This is a genomic window from Dyadobacter sp. CY312, from assembly GCF_021390535.1.
GTDB lineage: Bacteria > Bacteroidota > Bacteroidia > Cytophagales > Spirosomataceae > Dyadobacter.
Map to the genome: position 1 here is coordinate 458,524 of NZ_JAJUXG010000003.1, position 13,775 is coordinate 472,298.

Annotated in this window: 13 protein-coding genes and 1 riboswitch; of the genes, 4 read left to right on the top strand and 9 right to left on the bottom strand. The window is 43.0% G+C overall.

Annotated features, from left to right (window positions below; genetic code table 11):
• Positions 1 to 25: 25 nt before the first annotated feature.
• Positions 26 to 949: an LEA type 2 family protein gene (locus LZG71_RS06120; RefSeq protein ID WP_233818055.1), complete on the bottom strand. Its 924-nt coding sequence runs from the start codon at positions 947 to 949 to the stop codon at positions 26 to 28.
• A gap of 254 nt (positions 950 to 1,203) precedes the next feature.
• Between LZG71_RS06120 and LZG71_RS06125 the strand changes: the two genes are divergently transcribed.
• On the top strand, positions 1,204 to 1,740 hold the full coding sequence (locus tag LZG71_RS06125; protein ID WP_233818057.1) for a ferritin-like domain-containing protein: 537 nt from the start codon (positions 1,204 to 1,206) through the stop codon (positions 1,738 to 1,740).
• A 66-nt stretch (positions 1,741 to 1,806) separates the two neighbouring features.
• On the opposite strand, the gene LZG71_RS06130 is transcribed toward LZG71_RS06125, so the two are convergent.
• A complete protein-coding gene (locus LZG71_RS06130; RefSeq protein ID WP_233818059.1) occupies positions 1,807 to 2,262 on the bottom strand; it encodes a VOC family protein in 456 nt (151 codons plus the stop codon).
• An 89-nt stretch (positions 2,263 to 2,351) separates the two neighbouring features.
• Here LZG71_RS06130 and LZG71_RS06135 point away from each other — a divergent pair, with 89 nt between their 5' ends.
• Positions 2,352 to 4,709, top strand: coding sequence for an ABC transporter permease (locus LZG71_RS06135; protein ID WP_233818061.1), 2,358 nt, complete (start codon positions 2,352 to 2,354; stop codon positions 4,707 to 4,709).
• Between the two features lie 161 nt (positions 4,710 to 4,870).
• Here the strand turns inward: LZG71_RS06135 and LZG71_RS06140 are convergent, their stop codons facing one another.
• The 7 genes from LZG71_RS06140 to thiM all read right to left on the bottom strand — a co-directional run bounded on the left by LZG71_RS06140 (position 4,871) and on the right by thiM (position 11,427).
• The gene (locus LZG71_RS06140; RefSeq protein WP_233818063.1) at positions 4,871 to 5,371 is read right to left on the bottom strand and encodes a pyridoxamine 5'-phosphate oxidase family protein; all 501 of its coding nucleotides are present in this window, start codon (positions 5,369 to 5,371) and stop codon (positions 4,871 to 4,873) included.
• Positions 5,372 to 5,527: 156 nt separating this feature from the next.
• Positions 5,528 to 5,809 (bottom strand): 2TM domain-containing protein, encoded by a 282-nt coding sequence (locus tag LZG71_RS06145; protein WP_233818065.1) that lies wholly within the window; start codon positions 5,807 to 5,809, stop codon positions 5,528 to 5,530.
• Between the two features lie 180 nt (positions 5,810 to 5,989).
• Positions 5,990 to 8,308 carry a carboxypeptidase-like regulatory domain-containing protein gene (locus LZG71_RS06150; RefSeq protein WP_233818067.1) on the bottom strand — a complete coding sequence of 773 codons (2,319 nt, stop codon included), beginning with the start codon at positions 8,306 to 8,308 and terminating at the stop codon, positions 5,990 to 5,992.
• Positions 8,309 to 8,492: 184 nt separating this feature from the next.
• Entirely contained in the window at positions 8,493 to 9,143 is a 651-nt protein-coding gene (gene tenA, locus LZG71_RS06155) for a thiaminase II (RefSeq protein WP_233818069.1), read from the bottom strand.
• Positions 9,140 to 9,973 (bottom strand): bifunctional hydroxymethylpyrimidine kinase/phosphomethylpyrimidine kinase, encoded by an 834-nt coding sequence (thiD, locus tag LZG71_RS06160; RefSeq protein WP_233818071.1) that lies wholly within the window; start codon positions 9,971 to 9,973, stop codon positions 9,140 to 9,142. The genes tenA and thiD overlap by 4 nt, the downstream gene beginning before the upstream one ends.
• 12 nt (positions 9,974 to 9,985) lie before the next feature.
• Positions 9,986 to 10,636: a thiamine phosphate synthase gene (thiE, locus tag LZG71_RS06165; protein WP_233818073.1), complete on the bottom strand. Its 651-nt coding sequence runs from the start codon at positions 10,634 to 10,636 to the stop codon at positions 9,986 to 9,988.
• Positions 10,633 to 11,427, bottom strand: a complete 795-nt coding sequence (thiM, locus tag LZG71_RS06170) for a hydroxyethylthiazole kinase (RefSeq protein WP_233818075.1) — start codon at positions 11,425 to 11,427, stop codon at positions 10,633 to 10,635. The genes thiE and thiM overlap by 4 nt, the downstream gene beginning before the upstream one ends.
• Positions 11,428 to 11,518: 91 nt before the next feature.
• Positions 11,519 to 11,614, bottom strand: a riboswitch (TPP riboswitch).
• A 102-nt stretch (positions 11,615 to 11,716) separates the two neighbouring features.
• Between thiM and hxpB the strand changes: the two genes are divergently transcribed.
• Together hxpB and LZG71_RS06180 are read left to right on the top strand one after the other, a co-directional pair.
• Positions 11,717 to 12,397: a hexitol phosphatase HxpB gene (gene hxpB / locus LZG71_RS06175; RefSeq protein WP_233818077.1), complete on the top strand. Its 681-nt coding sequence runs from the start codon at positions 11,717 to 11,719 to the stop codon at positions 12,395 to 12,397.
• A gap of 14 nt (positions 12,398 to 12,411) precedes the next feature.
• Complete coding sequence (locus LZG71_RS06180; RefSeq protein WP_233818080.1) at positions 12,412 to 13,752, top strand: PAS domain-containing sensor histidine kinase; 1,341 nt, start codon at positions 12,412 to 12,414, stop codon at positions 13,750 to 13,752.
• Positions 13,753 to 13,775 lie beyond the last annotated feature (23 nt).

A 13,775-nucleotide genomic window follows, 5' to 3' on the forward strand; every position in this document is an offset into this window, starting at 1 on the left:
ATATGCAACTGTCAACTGGCACTACTCAATTTCCCAAATTTTTCTTGACAGTTTCTAGATCTTTCAATTCTCCATTTACAATCACATTGACGTCGCTGTCCTTGAAGATTTCGTTTTCAGAAGCAAGCTTACTTTTAAAATAGAGTGTAAACGGAAGATCTTTACCATTTACCAGGATTTGCCCCGCTGCCCTCAAAATTTTACCCATATCAATTGACAGTGGGATTTCATATATCTCGCTGCTTTGTGCTTTCACCTTTGTTGTTCCCTTTACACTTCCTTCGGCCAGCCTCTTTTGCTTTCCCATATCCACCACATAAGAGGGATTTTTAAACTGAATTGGAAAACTGTTTTTATTGGTAAATTTCAACTGAAGAACTAATTCGGATTTACTCAGGCGGAATTTTTCCACATCATATCCAGCCACCTCAACCTTTGGCAATTGCCACAGGGGAAGCTTTTTGTCCATTTCCAGGGTAATACTATCTTTCCCAAGTAAAGGCTTTTTTAAGTGAAACACAGTTTCAAAATGGTAATTGGCGCTGTCTTCTCCTGCTGCGGTAACGCTGTCCCCTACACTGGATATGTTTTTGATTTTGAGCTGAACGGGCAGGGTAACCATACTGCTATCGTTGGCTTTCAGAGCCAACGGTTTATCATAATTATTTTCTACGATTTTCTTACCATTCATCGTCACGAAATAATCGAATTCGTTTACATCAAAACCGATTGGAAGCGGGTTGTGAACCAATAGGTTCAGCGAAAGATCAACCGTGCTGTCTGTGATATTACTGATCTGCCCGATACCCATTTCAACCTTAGGCTTTAAGCCGGAAACAGGATTTTCATTATCGCCTTTGTACTTTTTGAAAAAATACCATCCAGCTGCTCCTACCGCAGCCAGTAAAATAATGATTAACGTAATTTTAACAGGACGGTTTTTTTTCATAACGGCAGAATGCTTTTGAGTTTTGCTACCATATCTCAAAAATCATTCCTCATGTTTTTACCCAGCGTCCCTATTCTCAACCTGTACCTCCGTTTATAGTATACAGCTCAACGTATATGTAGAGTAAAGTATTCATATCCAGCACTATTTAATCTCATTCACCCAAATCCTACAATGGAATATATTTTATATACAGACTGGTAGCGGCGTAATGTTACGTCGTTCGACTACGACAACTAAAAATTATTTATGTTATGAAAGCGAAAAGTAAAGCCACAAAGCTGATTACAAGTACAGACAGCGAAAAATTAACTGAACTGTTTGTTGACGGACTTAAAGATATTTACTGGGCTGAGAAACATCTTGCAAAAGCATTGCCTAAAATGGCAAAAGCTGCTACATCGGATGAATTAAAGTCGGCATTTGAGACACACACTACTGAAACCGAAACGCATGTTACCCGCTTGGAAGAAATCTTTGGCCTTATTGGCAAAAAAGCTCAGGCAAAAAAATGCGCTGCAATGGAAGGCCTGCTGGAAGAAGGAAACGAAGTCATTGATAGTACGGAAAAGGGTACAATGGTTCGCGATTGTGGGCTCATTATGGCCGCTCAAAAAGTGGAGCATTATGAAATCGCTTCTTACGGCACACTGAGAAACATCGCAAGAACGCTTGGCCATGCTGATGCGGCAGACTTGCTCCAAATTACGCTCGACGAAGAAGGAACAACGGATCATTTGTTGACCGAACTTGCGGAAACGTACGTGAATGAGGAAGCGAGCGCGGAGTAACTAACCGATGCATAAATAGTAAAGAGCCGACTGGAATATCAGACGATAATCCAGCCGGCTCTTTTTTTAAATTCCCTTCCAAATACCTGGTGTAGCCAATTCGATCAGGTGGTTGTCGGTATCCCTGAAATAGATGCTATTACCATCATTGAATTGTACCAGGCTCTCAATAGTAATATTCCTTTCAGTGAGCCTGTTTTTCCAGTCATCCTGTGAATCAGCATCAATGGAGAACGCAAGGTGAACCGGGCCGCTTCCATTGTGTGGCGGAATAATTCCCCCGCCCGGTAATGTAATGTCGCTTAATGAACTGTCCTTTTTAAAAAGTAACAACACTTGTTTCCCTGCCACATTGAGGGCAACAAGCCTTTCTGTATTTACAAGAATTTCGAACCCGAAAAGATCTGTGTAGAATGTCACTGCTTTTTCAAGGTCTTCAAAATAGAGAGCAGATTCTAAAATTCCATTCACTTTTGTAGTCATATCAATCTTTGCTAAATTATCAAACTTAAATTCCTTCATCCACATGCGAATATTAGAACAACACAAAACGCAACGGTTTGTATCCAAATTTCGTAAGGGATTGTATAACCTCTTAATCCTGAACCAGAATGATTCGTAATTATTTCAAAATCGCATTTCGTAACATACGATCCGATGGATGGTATTCCGTACTCAATATCGGTGGTCTGGCAGTTGTGCTTGCTGTAAGTCTTCTTTTGTTTTGGTGGGTAAAGGATGAACTGACCTTTGATCGCTTTCATGCAGACGCGGAGCGGATTTATCTGATTAATGCACATTTTGGGAAAGGTGAAGATGAGCACACGTTCACTTCAACACCTGGTCCCGTTGCTGTGGTGACTCAAAAGCAAATACCTGGGGTGGAAAGTGTTGTGCGCTTTGGCGATTATTTTTCCGGCACGTTTCGCGCAAATGGAAAAACTTTTACAGAAAAGGATAATCTGGTTTATGCGGATGGGAATTTCCTGAAAATATTCAGCGGATTTCAGGTGCTTCACGGCAATGCTGAAAAGCCGTTTTCGGATCCTAATTCAGTAGTAATTACTGAAAAACTGGCGAAGAAGTTCTTTGGAACTGATGATGCTGTCGGAAAAGTAATTTCCAATATTGAAAACAAAGAAGTGTATACAGTGAGTGCGGTATTGGCCAATGCACCGGATAACTCTTCCATAAAGAACAACATGTATGTCAACATGGAGATTCGAAAAAATACCAATAGCTCAAAAGAAACAGGTAAATCAATAGACGAAAACTGGGACGATTACGGATTTGGAACCTATGTAAAACTGATTCCAAATGCGGATCCGGCAAAGGTGGCAGCAAGGCTTACTGCTATACAGTCATCAATAATCAAAACCAATAGCCTGCCCGATTTCCAGCTCCAATCCCTGACTGATATTCATTTGCATCCGGTAGAAGGTAACGAGGGTGTAACGCAGCAAATAAGTATACTGGCAATTGTAGCTGTACTTTTGCTCAGCATTGGTTGTATCAATTACGTGAACCTCACCACCGCCCGCGCTACCAGGAGAAGCAAGGAAGTTGGTATCAGAAAAGTGGTTGGAGCGGCATCCCGGCAACTTGCCATGCAGCTGCTCATAGAATCGCTGCTGATGTTAAGCCTCTCATTAATACTCTCTATTATATTAATACAAGGCCTATTGCCATTTTATTCAGGTATTACCGGCAAGTCGGGGCATTTTTCTTTAACGGATCCTCAGGCATGGCAGGTTCTACTTGGAGCGCTTCTGTTCTGTTTTGTTTTGGCTGGAATTTATCCGGCGTTTCTGGTTGCGAAATTTAACCCGATTCTTGCATTACGTGGACGCGCGAGTCAGGCCGGCGGAGCTGGCCTGCGCAAGACATTGGTGGTGACACAGTTTACGCTCGCCACCATTCTGATTGTAGGTACACTGGTAATCGGCAGCCAGCTTCGTTTTATTCGCGAGCGGGATCCCGGTTTCAATAAAAAACATGTTTTCAGCTTCAACGGACGCACTTTTACACCTCAGCTCAAACAGGCGCTGTTGGGTGAATCGAGTATTCTGGGAATTAGTACATCTTCGGACACGCCGGTGAACGTAATGAGCGGAACTGCTTCCAACGATTGGGATGGCAAAGAAAAGTCGCGTACACTGATTATGGCGCAGATGAATGTAGACAAGGATTTTATCCCAAATTTCAATATCAAACTTGCCGCAGGTCAAAATTTTAATGGTTCCCGGGCAGACTCTACGCATTTCATTTTAAATGAAACTGCTGTACAACAAACCGGGATAAAGAATCCTATTGGCAAGCGATTTAAACACGAAGGCACGGAAGGAACGATTATCGGTGTGGTAAAAGATTTCAGTATTACCTCTGTACGTGAGCCCGTTTGGCCTTTGATCATGTACAGTGAACCTGAGGTCAATCACATGGTGCATGTGCATACAACGGGTGGACTGGCTTCCGCAGCTCTTGCAACCTCGGAAAACTTGTGGAAGAAATATTCTCCCGATTTCCCATTCGAATACACCTTTCTGGATGCAGATTACAACCAGTTGTACACTGCCGAACAACAGACAGGGAAGTTGTTCAACTTTTTTGCCGGAGTTGCCATTCTCATTTCCTGCCTTGGATTGCTAGGATTGGTTTCTTTCACTGCCGAGCAACGAACCAAAGAGATTGGTATCAGAAAAGTGCTTGGCGCAACCGTTTTGAATATTACAACACTGTTGTCAAAGGATTTCATGAAGCTGGTTGTCATTTCCATTCTCATTGCATCACCTGTGGCCTGGTTCATCATGGATCACTGGCTTCAGGGATTCGCGATTAAAGTTGCCATACAATGGTGGGTTTTCGTTCTGGCTGCAATGCTCGCCATTTTCACAGCATTGTCTACCATTGGGTATCAGAGTGTAAAAGCCGCATTGGCTAACCCAGTGAAAAGTTTGAAGTCGGAATAAAATCTTTGACATTATCATTCACAAACAAAACCACCTGAGCCGGTCTGACTCAGGTGGTTTGTAATTTTCCTTAACGTCTTAATCTATCAATGGCTTCACAAGCCAATTAATTGTATCAGAAGCTGTTTACTCTAAACTAAAGACTGTTAACTGAGAGAATCTCACGCCAAATCCAATTTCCCATGATCCCCGCCATCTGGCGTAGTCCCTGTCACCGCCGCTTTTAGCATTGAAAAGAAGACCACCATTTGGGAAGAATTGCTATCCCAGTACGCTGCTTCGTCAGTTGTTACTTTGAGCAACACCAGATTCGGATCGTCTTTCCCGCCAGGAAACCAGGCCTTCGACATCGGGTTCCAGAGTTCTTCTTTCTTTTGTTCATCATGAACGATCGATGCGGTGCCAGATACGCTCAAATACGTATTGTTTTTCGGATCTGCATAAATCAACGTTACACTTTCGCCCCAATTCGTTTCCTGACCAATTTCGGTATTTCGGCTGGTAAAAAACCACGCATTACCGCTGTCATCTATATCCAACGTTGTCATTGGCCGCGATTCTATTCTGCTGTTTGCATATGTGGTATACATGCAAAAACGGATATCCTCTGCCAATGATTTCAGTTTTTTTATTGCTTCAATATCCTGCAAGTCCTTTTCCATAACTTCTATATTTACGGTTACAATTTGTTTCTGATCGCAGTCCTTAAAATAACCGTTCCATTAACTTCTTCGTTGGAATTACTCCCTGCAGTATTGAAAACGCAAAAGCCCGTCCGTAACCGGACAGGCTCAAATGCACTCAGATGGTATATGTAACTAACGCTGTTCCCTAAGCAGTTTTTCGTATTCTTTCTGTGCCAAATTCATCTCGTCATTGTTCCCATAAGCAGAAAAATAATGCGAAGCCAACCCAATTCCCCAACCCAGCATTGGCCAAACCGGCCATGGGAATCCGTGGTTTCCCCAATTCATACCCGTTGAAAGAAAATAGATAATCCATAAACCTCCATTTACGATAAAATAGCTGCGCAAATGAATCTTGAATGAGGCTCTTTTTTGGGCTTTTTTCCAAAGCTGTTCGTTCCGGGGCGTTTCCATTGCTATGTTGCTATGTGGTGATGAATTCAACTCTTGATAAGTAATTTATGGTTTTATTTGATTTAAAGATATTAACCGTGTAATAACCTGACTAATCAAAATGGATGAACCATAGGATATTCAAGATGAAACCCCGAAATAGAAAGATGAGTCTAAGACGACCTTTCCGCTTTTATAGATCTAAAATTCGAGACGGTAATTCAGAATTGGCAGTAGTCCTGTTTGTTTTATCAGGGTTACCTTATCCTCTTTGGAATCATAATAGCGATCAAAAGCATTGAGTCTGTTGGTAATATTTTGTAAATCGAGTGATAATGTGGAGGTGGTCTTTCTGTTATTCTTGGTATAACTCACACGAACATCCGTTCTGAAATAAACCGGTAGTTGCTCCGAATAGCTTTTCGACCAGTCATAGACGGTTTTGTTCTCTATCCTGGACATGTTCAGGTCTACCGGTGTGGCGCGGTTTCCACCCGCAGCAAGCATTTTTACATTGGCTGCAAAAATGTTGGTTTTTCTTTTGCCAACTTTCCATTCTTTTCCAGCTAAAACGTTTTGTACAAATTTCCCGTTAAACCTGCTATCCCGCTCTACCCCATCGCGACCTGTATATTTCGATTGGTATAACGAAGTGGTGCTCATGAAATAAATACCATTCGTCAATGATTTTTCCAAGGTGAGCTCTACTCCGTAACTTCGTCCTTTTCCTGAACTCACCAACGAGTCACTCACAAATCCACTAATTTCGTTAAGTAACGAACCATAACGTAAAAATGGCGTGGTAGTATTCGCAGGTCCTATAGGAACGTTATAATGATGCTGATAATAAGCCTCCGTAGCAATACGCCAGCCAGCCGAAGGTCGGTATTCATGCCCGGCAACAAAATGTGCGGACTTCATCAGTTTTAAATTTTTGTTAAATAATTCTGTTTTGTCCTGCCCCGCATTAATCTGTGCAAAATAGGTGGAGATGGCCTCTGTTTTGCTGTGTACCCCTGCCCCGAAACTCACGGTATGACGTGGAGCAACAGCCCATTTCAGCCCCATTCTTGGCTCCACAGAGTGCTGATCATTGAGAGCCAGCAACATTGCATGCATACCCAGATTGGCTGTAACCGTTGGAGATATCCTATATTTCCATTGCGCGTATGCCTGAAAGAGTTGTGTGTTTCCTTTTTGATTTAAATGAACCAGAGAAGGACCGTCTTCATCATTTTTTTCAAACAAATTGAAATCCAAGTAATTCACGACAATTCCTAAGCGAAATGTATTCCTCGCATTGAGTTTGTAATTATAAAGTGAAGAAAAGCGAAATGCCTGATTGATGAACTTATGCTGAAATGTATCGCTCCTCTCCTTGTCAAAAAGGTCATTCTGCTCTCTGGTGGCTGAATAGGAAAGAATGTTTTCAAAATATGATTTACTGTTAACGTAACGAATTAAATTAACTCCCGCCACTCCCCTGTCTGACTTAAATCTTTCTTTAAAATCCTCGTTGTCAACCGTAGACTTACTCAACCCTCCCATTCCCCAAACCGTCACAACGGCCTTTTCTCCATATGGAATGTAAATCTTAAAAGCACCATCCTGGAAATCGTTCACATAATCTCCACTTACATTCAGTCCTATTTTATTCATAATGGAAAGCGTGGAATACCTGTAATTGGCAAGGTAAGATGCACCTCCTTTCGGTCCCAGCGGACCTTCTGCGGCAAAATCGAGCCCCAAAATACCGGCTTGCAAGGCGTATTCCCGCTTATCACTGTTGCCCTTTCTCAGTTTAAGATCAAATACCCCAGAGGTTGCGTTACCATATTCAGCAGGAAAGGCACCTGTCAGAAAATCGGAATTACCCAAAACATTGGCACTTAAAGCGCTTATTCCACCGCCACTTGAACCTTCCTGAGCAAAATGATTCGGATTAGGTATCTCCACGCCCTCCATTCTCCAGAGCATTCCTTTCGGACTGTTACCTCGTACAATAATCTGATTACTTCCGTCGTCATTGGTCGCGACTCCCGCAAAGGACAAAGCCATACGCGCCGGGTCATTGACGGCAGCAGCATATCGTTTGGTCTGATCCACCGTGAAGGATCTTCCGCTTACACTCACCATGTCGTTAAGCGGAGCACCATTTTCTTTTTGTGCTTTTATGACCACTTCATCCAGTTTTTTAAATGATTCTGTGAGTTTGATCCGTAGCTCCACTTCCTTACCCGATCCCACAGTAATTTCCTGTATGAATGCATCGTCGTAGCCCATACTTGAAATTTTAAATGCATGTCTGCCAACAGGTACATCCTCTATGCTAAAATTCCCATCTGCATCCGTAGATGCACCAATAATCGGATTAACGGATGTGATAATGACATTGGCACCAATCACAGACTGTTGCGATTCGGTATCAATCACCTGACCTTTTACCCGCTGCAAGGGTTGTTGCGCAAGCGTTATCAGAGATATAAACGCGGCAATCATGGTAAGAAAATAACTTTTCATAGCTGGTTGTTTTTCATGACCGACAACCTCGTTATTCTTTACCCTAACTTTTTACTGAAGTTTTTTTAAGACTTGCATCACTGCTCCTGGTCCTGACAAACGAAAGCATTATTAAGGAGGACCACAGAAGGTCGATTCTGCATCCTCCTTATTTAAAATTTTAGAACATTTTCACAAAGCTGAATCAAACCGGCCATTCTTCCAGACGATATGCGCTGTCCCAGAACACATACTCTAGCTTTGAAGCTGTTAAATAAGCTTCCTTCATCTTTGCGCGTGTAGCCGGTGAAGCATTTTCTGCAAGTTGGTTACAGATACCCAGTGCTTTTTCAACAGACTTTCCGAACTCTTCTCCCGCATAAGCATCAATCCAGTTTTGATAGGGATTTGGTTTGGACTGGTGTGCATAAATGTAGTCGCCTACTTTTTTATAAATCCAGAAACATGGAAGAAGGGCAGCAACGGCTACTTCGTAACTTTCAAATGCGCTTACCGACAACAGGTAATTGGTGTAAGCAAAACAGCCCGGTGCCTTTTCACCTTTAAAGTTGATATCATATTCTTTGAAATAACTGATATGTAATGCCCTCTCAACCAGAATTGCATTTTGGGCAAATTCCAGGAAGTCAAGCAGCTCCTGACTGTTTCCCGATTTTGTTCCGGCAGTTGCCAGTGCTTTGGCAAAGTCGGCCAGATAAAGTGAATCCTGAAAAATGTAAAACTTAAACTTTTCTACAGGCAAGATTCCTTTTTTCAATTCCCGATTAAAAGGATGGTTTTCTATTTTTTCATAAACAGGCAAAGCTGCTTCCCATAATTCGTCTGTAAATTTCATGATCGTATCTGCATTTTTGTAGGTAAATAAGAGTGGTTCAGCGGCCCGGAGCCTTTGCCGATGGTTACATTTTTGCCAGCTTCAATGGCGCCGGCAATATAGGTTTTAGCAAAAAGAACCGCTTCGGGAAGAGAGTGCCCCAAGGCAATATAAGTCGCAATAGCAGACGACAAAGTGCAGCCGGTACCGTGCACATTTTTGCTTTCTATAAAAGTCGTTTCCAGACGAAGCGGCTCCTCATCCTGCATGGTCAGCACGTCGTACAACACGGGACCAATCAAATGCCCGCCTTTCAATAGAACCGCCTTACATCCTTTTTCCACCATTTCTATGGCAGCTTCCTGCATTTCAGATACGGATCCGATCTTCCTGCCAATGAGTATTTCTGCTTCATCCAGATTAGGCGTAATCAGATCAGCTCTTGAAAATAATTCCTTCCACAATACTGCTACTGTTTCCTCCTGAATGAGCCTCGCACCACTCGTTGAAACCATCACGGGATCGAAAACGACAAACCCGGGCTTGAACCTATCGATCATATCAGCGATGATCAATGCTACTTCCACGGTATTAATCATCCCTATTTTTACTGCGTCTACTTCTATATCTTCAAAAATGGCTTCCAGTTGCTGCTTTAAAAATTCGGCAGGAACGGGATGTATTGCTCTTACTCCGAGCGTATTTTGTGCCGTAAGTGCAGTAATGGCCGATGCGCCGTATGCACCCAGGGCGGCAATGGTTTTCAGGTCTGCCTGAATGCCCGCTCCTCCGCCACTGTCAGATCCTGCAATGGTCAGCACTGTCGGATATCTATTTAATTTTGCTTCCAAAATCCTGTATTTTTAAATGTGAGAATTAACCTGCCCTGTAATGATGGCTTTCAGGTTTTGTGCCGCATCAAAAGGTGACGGAACGCTGCAAATTGCCGAGATAACTGCTATGCCACCTGCCCCACAAGCGATCGCTTCCGCAGTATTGTCTGCATTCAAACCGCCAATGACCACAATCGGATGGCGACTATTTGTTTTTACCCACTTCAATCCCTCCATTCCCCAAGGTTTTTCAGTATCCGTTTTGGAGGGTGTAGCAAACAACGGACTCGCAGCCAGGTAGGATATTTTCCAGTCTTCGGCTTCTACCACATCGCTCTGTTTTTCTGCGGAAATACCAAGGATCTTATCAGTCGGCAGCATGTCTTTCAACATTTTGAAATGCATATCGCTTTGCCCCACATGCACACCGGCAGCATTAATGGCCATGGCAACATCCACCCTATCATTGATAATTAAGGACACATGGTAGTGATCCAGCAACGCTTTCAGGCGTTTTCCTTTTTCTATAAATGCTCTGGTTCCGAGGTTTTTCTCTCGCAGCTGCACCATGGTCACACCACCCTTGACTGCCTCTTCCACCACCCAAAAGAAATCCCTTCCCAGGCAAGCTGCTTCGTCCGTAACCAGATAAAGCTGAATCTGTTTTTCAATTTCCGTCATAACCTGATTTTGGCAGTGTCATTTAACTTTTCAGGCGTTATCTCTGCGAGCGCATCCAGAAAAGCGATTTGAAATGAACCGGGTAATTGTGCATTTTGAAATGCGATTTCGCCACTTACACCCATGGTTGCGGCGGCAGCAATTGCAGAAAGAAAGTAATCGTTATTGCTGGCAGCAAAAGCTCCGGCAATGGCAGAAGCTGAACAACCCATACCCGTAATGCGCGTCATCAGCGGCACACCATTATCGACATAAGCGACTTTATCTCCGCTTACAATCACATCCGTGGCTCCGCTTACGCTCACCACAGATCCATACCTTTCGCTCAATGCCTTCGCGGCTTCCAGGCTGTCGATTGAACTTGTGGTACTGTCCACCCCTTTTGTCTGTACTGCTGCTCCGGCCAAAGCAAGAATTTCCGAAGCATTACCTCTGATAATGGCAGGTGACGCGATATCCAGAAGTTCTGTTAAGACCGTATTCCGGTACGGTGTTGCTCCCGCGCCTACGGGATCAAGAATGATTGGTTTGTTCAGGTCAGCAGCTTTTTTCATAGCGAGTTTCATTGACGAAACCCATTGCGGTGACAAAGTTCCAATGTTAACCACCAAAGCTCCGGCAATAGAAACCATGTCTTCCACTTCTTCGGCAGCATGCGCCATTACGGGTGATGCTCCCGATGCAAGCAGTGCGTTAGCTGTGAAGTTCATCACTACGAAATTTGTAATGTTATGAATCAAAGGCGATTGTTCGCGCAAATCCGCCAATAGTAGTCCTGGGTTAAATTCCATTTTTGTTAAATTTTGGTTAAACAAAAAAGAATGGACGGTCCGAAATTGATACAGAAAATATAAAGGCAAGAAAAAAGAAAGAAGGCTCAGCCCTCCCTTAAACGCTTTTTCCTACGACAGCATCAACTGTGTCAGGTTCGAAGGGTATAAATCTCAGTCCGTATTTTGGACACCCCTAAAGCCATTCTTAATTACGAATGTAGTAGTTTTGGATAGAAATAAAAAAGCAGGTCAGGTGGAGCCATAATAAAACTGTGCTATAACCAGACGACACAAACTTTAAAACCAAATGCATAAGATTAAAGCAGCAATATTTGACATGGACGGTCTGTTGATCGACTCGGAGCCTATATGGGCTGATGCCGCCCGTGAAGTGATGCAAAAAGTAAATTTCAAACTGACACATGAGCTGAAACTTCAGACCACCGGTTTGTCGATCAAACTCTTTCTTGAATTTTGTCATAAAATACAGCCCTGGAATACACCGGGCTTTGAAGAACTGGAAAGGGAAATTCTGGTACTTGCACATAAAAACATCCTCGAAAATGCAGTGGCAATGCCTGGCGCAATCGATATTGTTAAAAAGCTGAAATCACAGGGTCTCAGACTGGCGGTTGCTTCGGCATCCCATATGGAATTGATTGAGGGCGTATTGAAGCGGTTAGAAATCATCGATTATTTCGAACTGTGGCACTCGGGTGAGCTGGAAGAATTTACCAAACCACACCCGGCGGTTTATCTCACTACGGCTGCAAAACTTGGCCTGAAACCAGAGGAATGTATTGCTTTTGAAGATTCATTTACTGGCTTGCGCTCTGCACACGCAGCAGGTATGCTGACGATTTGTGTACCCACTGCGGAGGTGTTTGAGAACTCAAAGTTTGATTTGGCACATTACAAGATTGGCTGCCTGGATCAGTTTGTGCTGGAAGAAATGTGTGAGATTCCACAACATATCATGAACGATTAATTTCAGGCAAACCAATGATCGGACTGCGTCACTTTAGTTTTGTAATCGGGATTCGTATCGTTCTCATTATAATAAGTGTATTTGTTGTGATATGGCTCGCGTCACTGCAAACCAACGTAGGGCTGATTTATGTACTCGGGGGTATTTTTATTATTGTTCAGGGGTCGTTGCTTTACCAGTATGTTACCAATGTAAACCGCAAACTAACGTACTTTCTGGAATCGGTACGTTATTCGGATTTCACCATCAACTTCCGCCACGACAATAAAATGGGGAAGACATTTCAGGAACTGAATCAACAGTTTAATGAAGTACTCCATGCATTCCGACAAGCCAGAGCCGAAAAGGAAGCAAATCTTCAATATCTTAATACCATTGTTCAGCACATCGGAACCGGCCTCATAACTTTTGACAGCACCGGCCAGGTAAATCTGATTAATAATGCCGCGTTAAGAATGCTGGGAATTTATCGTCTGCATCAGCTTAGCGAATTAAAAGACAAACATCCAAGACTTTTTGAGCTGCTTTCTAATCTGGATTCCGGTGTTCGCGAACTATATCGTACACCATCCGACCAGCCGTTGGCGTTGCAGGGAGCAGCCATACAAATGCGTGGAATGTGGGTCAGGATTGTGGTTTTGCAAAATATCCAGACAGAATTACAACAACAGGAAGTAGAATCCTGGCAAAACCTTACGCGTGTTTTAAGGCACGAAATTATGAATTCGATGACGCCAATTGTTTCGCTGGTAGGAACAATGCGACTGATCGTAAACGAGGATATTGAAAAATCTACTACGGATCAGGAAGCGGTAAATGACCTGAAAGAAGCTTTGCAAACCCTCGAAAAAAGGAGCAAAGGAATGATGCAGTTTGTGAACGCTTACCGGGATTTTACAACATTACCCAAACCGGTGTTTGCCAATGTGAGTGTTGCCGAGCTGATACAGGAAGTTGTTCAGCTTCTGCAAACGGACCTGACCGCATCAGGTGTTTTATGGAAGCTGACGATTAAACCCGAAAATCTTAGTTTTAAGGTTGATACGAGCCAGATACAACAGGTACTTATTAACCTTGTCAAAAACGCTTCCGAATCATTCTCTTCTCAGACCAACCGACTTATTACTCTGAATGCCTACCAGACCGACAACCTGACGATCATAGAAGTACAGGATAACGGAGATGGCATTGAACCTGAGGCAATTGAAAACATATTCATTCCTTTTTACACCACAAAAAAAACCGGATCAGGCATTGGTCTGAGCCTTTCACGACAAATTCTTCAGCAACACAACGGACAACTTACGGTTATTTCCGAAGTGGGGAAAGGAACTGTGTTTACGTTAACAATTTGACTCTTTTAATTGTCTTATAATCA

Bases quoted from the DNA above. Each gene is read 5' to 3' on its own strand.
- LZG71_RS06130 (WP_233818059.1), bottom strand. From the start codon at position 2,262: ATGAAGGAATTTAAGTTTGATAATTTAGCAAAGATTGATATGACTACA.
- LZG71_RS06125 (WP_233818057.1), top strand. From the start codon at position 1,204: ATGAAAGCGAAAAGTAAAGCCACAAAGCTGATTACAAGTACAGACAGC.
- thiE (WP_233818073.1), bottom strand. From the start codon at position 10,636: ATGACGGAAATTGAAAAACAGATTCAGCTTTATCTGGTTACGGACGAA.
- thiM (WP_233818075.1), bottom strand. From the start codon at position 11,427: ATGGAATTTAACCCAGGACTACTATTGGCGGATTTGCGCGAACAATCG.
- LZG71_RS06140 (WP_233818063.1), bottom strand. From the start codon at position 5,371: ATGGAAAAGGACTTGCAGGATATTGAAGCAATAAAAAAACTGAAATCA.
- LZG71_RS06180 (WP_233818080.1), top strand. From the start codon at position 12,412: ATGATCGGACTGCGTCACTTTAGTTTTGTAATCGGGATTCGTATCGTT.
- LZG71_RS06135 (WP_233818061.1), top strand. From the start codon at position 2,352: ATGATTCGTAATTATTTCAAAATCGCATTTCGTAACATACGATCCGAT.
- LZG71_RS06120 (WP_233818055.1), bottom strand. From the start codon at position 949: ATGAAAAAAAACCGTCCTGTTAAAATTACGTTAATCATTATTTTACTG.
- tenA (WP_233818069.1), bottom strand. From the start codon at position 9,143: ATGAAATTTACAGACGAATTATGGGAAGCAGCTTTGCCTGTTTATGAA.
- LZG71_RS06150 (WP_233818067.1), bottom strand. From the start codon at position 8,308: ATGAAAAGTTATTTTCTTACCATGATTGCCGCGTTTATATCTCTGATA.
- hxpB (WP_233818077.1), top strand. From the start codon at position 11,717: ATGCATAAGATTAAAGCAGCAATATTTGACATGGACGGTCTGTTGATC.
- LZG71_RS06145 (WP_233818065.1), bottom strand. From the start codon at position 5,809: ATGGAAACGCCCCGGAACGAACAGCTTTGGAAAAAAGCCCAAAAAAGA.